Genomic DNA, 2,662 nt, shown 5'->3' with positions numbered 1-2,662 from the left:
GAGAAGCTGTCCTGCTCGTGGGATTTGGCGTCGCCAAGGACCCCCTCCTGCAGCCGTGCGACGGCGTCCAGCAGGGTGAGCGCCGGGAGTTCACCACCCGACAGCACGAAGTCGCCCAGGCTGAGTTCCAGCGTTACATGACGGTCCAGCACGCGCTGGTCAATGCCTTCGTAGCGACCGCAAAGCAGGATGGCACCCGGGCCCGCAGCGAGATCCTGCACGCGGGCCTGATCGATTCGCGCGCCGGTCGGGGTGAAGTGGATGACGACGGGCGCCGCCTCGCCACGATCCGCCTTGACGGCGGTGAGCGCCTTTTCAAGCGGCTCGGCCAGCATGACCATGCCTGGGCCGCCGCCATAGGTGCGGTCGTCGACGCGGCGGTAGTTGTCCTCGGCGAAATCGCGCAGCAGCCACAGGCGCACGTCGACCTGACGGCTCTCGAAGGCGCGCCGCGTGACGCCATGCGTCAGATGCGGCGCGAACAGCTCCGGGAAGATCGTCAGGACATCGAAGCGCATGGCTTCGGTCAGAAGTCCAGGCCCCAGTCGACGCGGATACGCCGGTCTTCCAGGCTGACGTCGTCGATGAAACGCCCGACGAAGGGGATCAAGCGCTCCTGGTCCGGCTTGGCGGGCTCTTCCACTCCTGGCGGCAGGATGCGCAGCACGGCATGCGGGCCGGTGTCGATCAGGCCGATCACTCGGCCCAAAGCCTCAGACTCGCGATTGATGACGTCCAGGCCGATCAGGTCAACCCAGTAGTACTCGCCGTCGGGTGTGCGCGGGAAGTCACTGCGGGGAATGTAGATCTCGTGGCCACGCAGCGCTTCGGCGGCATTGCGGTCGTCCACCCCTTCGGCGACGGCGACGATGCCCTCGCCCTGCTCGCGCACCGATTTCACGGCCAACACCAGTTGGCTGGGCTTGGGGCCGGTCGACTTCAGATACCAGCGCTTGGCGCTGAACAACGCGTCCGCGTCGGCCGAGTAGGCCTGCACCTTCAGGCCACCTTTGATGCCCCAGGCATCAAGGATGCGGCCCACCGGCAGCAGATCTTCGGGCCAGGAAGCAAAAGACGGCGCCGAGGCGCCGTCTTGCTGAGGCTTGTTGCCTGCCACGCCTGCTTAGGCGGCGACAGCAGCCGTCTTGGCATCGCCAACCAGGCGGGCCACCGTGGGCGACAGCTGGGCGCCGACACCGATCCAGTAGCTCACGCGGTCCTGCTCGACGCGCAGCTTCTCGGCGGAGCCGGAAGCGACGGGGTTGTAGAAGCCAACACGCTCGATGAAACGGCCGTCACGACGCTGGCGGCTGTTGGCGACGACGATGTTGTAGAAGGGGCGCTTCTTGGAGCCGCCGCGAGCCAGACGAATCACAACCATGATGTTTCCTAAAAATTGGGTGACCACCGCACGAGGAGACACTCAAGTAGCGACAAGTCGAATGGCAGGAACCCCTGCCGGGGTAGGCTCTGTAGATACGCCGCAGCCATCTGCGACCAGAGCCGAAAACCCAGCATTATAAACTCGATCAAGCTCCTCTTGCGCAGTCCCGAAAACCGACAAATGTCACAGCCCGCTCCCATCACCCTGCCCCTGACGATCCGCCCCAGCACTGACGCCGACTTGGCCGCCATCCAGGCCATTTACGCCCACGCCGTGCTGGAAGGCACCGGCACCTTCGAAACCGAGGTGCCCGGAGTCGACGAGATGGGCCGCCGCCGCGCCGAGGTGCTGAGTCGCAATCTACCCTGGCTGGTGGCCGAGCGCGGCGGCGAAGTGCTGGGCTATGCCTATGCCAACTACTTCCGCCCCCGCCTGGCGTATCGTTTCTGTGTCGAAGACTCGATCTACCTGTCACCCGCCGCACAAGGCCAGGGCGTGGGCCGGCTGCTGCTGGCCGAACTGATGGCCCGCTGCGAAGCGGCCGGCGCGCGCCAGATGCTGGCCGTCATCGGCGACGCGGCCAATGCCGGCTCCGTCGGCGTGCACACGGCGCTGGGCTTCGAGCACACCGGCGTGCTGAAAAGCGCAGGCTGGAAGTTCGGCCGCTGGCTGGACGTCGTGTTGATGCAGCGCACCTTGGGCCTGGGTGACAGCGCCGCCGCCGAATGAGCGGCGTCACCAAACACAAAGCCGTTGCGACCTGGCTGGCCTTGCTGGTCGGTGTCTTCGGCCTGCACCGCTTCTATCTGCATGGGCTCAAGGACCGCTGGGCTTGGCTGTTCCCCGTGCCGACGCTGCTCGGTCTGCTCGGCGTACAGCGCATGGACACCCTCGGCCAGGACGATCGCCTGGCGTGGCTGCTGATTCCGCTGCTGGGCGCCAGCCTCGTCGCCGCCCTGCTCGGCGGCATCGTCTACGGGCTGATGCCGGACGAGCGCTGGAACGCCCGCTTCAATGCCGGCCGGCCGGCCAGCACGGGCGGCTGGGCCGCCGTCATCGGCGTCGTGCTCTGCCTGCTGTTCGGCGGCACGGCGCTGATGGCGACCATCGCCTTCAGCGCCCAGCGCTATTTCGAATCGCAGGCCGGTCAGTAGAGAATAAAACTGACCCAGTAGCAGATGCCGGCCATCAGCGCCGCGGCCGGGATCGTGAAGATCCAGGCCCAGACGATGCTGCCGGCCACGCCCCAGCGCACGGCCGACGGACGCTGCACCGAGC

At 66.6% G+C, this 2,662-nt stretch carries 5 protein-coding genes and 1 pseudogene; 2 read left to right on the top strand and 4 right to left on the bottom strand.

Annotated features, from left to right (window positions below; all coding sequences use genetic code 11):
- The 3 genes from trmD to rpsP all read right to left on the bottom strand — a co-directional run.
- On the bottom strand, positions 1-518 hold a 518-nt coding region (gene trmD / locus AC1DU6_RS26615), incomplete at its 3' end, for a tRNA (guanosine(37)-N1)-methyltransferase TrmD (RefSeq protein WP_477860795.1).
- 8 nt (positions 519-526) lie between these two features.
- Positions 527-1,042 carry a ribosome maturation factor RimM gene (gene rimM / locus AC1DU6_RS26610; protein ID WP_235532058.1) on the bottom strand — a complete coding sequence of 172 codons (516 nt, stop codon included), beginning with the start codon at positions 1,040-1,042 and terminating at the stop codon, positions 527-529.
- Between the two features lie 81 nt (positions 1,043-1,123).
- Complete coding sequence (rpsP, locus tag AC1DU6_RS26605; RefSeq protein ID WP_056201913.1) at positions 1,124-1,381, bottom strand: 30S ribosomal protein S16; 258 nt, start codon at positions 1,379-1,381, stop codon at positions 1,124-1,126.
- Between the two features lie 183 nt (positions 1,382-1,564).
- Here rpsP and AC1DU6_RS26600 point away from each other — a divergent pair, with 183 nt between their 5' ends.
- Together AC1DU6_RS26600 and AC1DU6_RS26595 are read left to right on the top strand one after the other, a co-directional pair.
- Positions 1,565-2,113 carry a GNAT family N-acetyltransferase gene (locus AC1DU6_RS26600; protein ID WP_457325224.1) on the top strand — a complete coding sequence of 183 codons (549 nt, stop codon included), beginning with the start codon at positions 1,565-1,567 and terminating at the stop codon, positions 2,111-2,113.
- Positions 2,110-2,538, top strand: a complete 429-nt coding sequence (locus AC1DU6_RS26595; RefSeq protein ID WP_457325225.1) for a TM2 domain-containing protein — start codon at positions 2,110-2,112, stop codon at positions 2,536-2,538. The genes AC1DU6_RS26600 and AC1DU6_RS26595 overlap by 4 nt, the downstream gene beginning before the upstream one ends.
- Here the strand turns inward: AC1DU6_RS26595 and AC1DU6_RS26590 are convergent.
- Positions 2,532-2,662, bottom strand: a pseudogene (locus tag AC1DU6_RS26590) (inorganic phosphate transporter); the annotation flags it as partial. The gene AC1DU6_RS26595 and the pseudogene AC1DU6_RS26590 sit on opposite strands and share 7 nt — an antisense overlap.

It is taken from the genome of Roseateles sp. P5_B10 (assembly GCF_056400485.1).
This window is presented reverse-complemented; position numbering and strand designations above follow the sequence as displayed.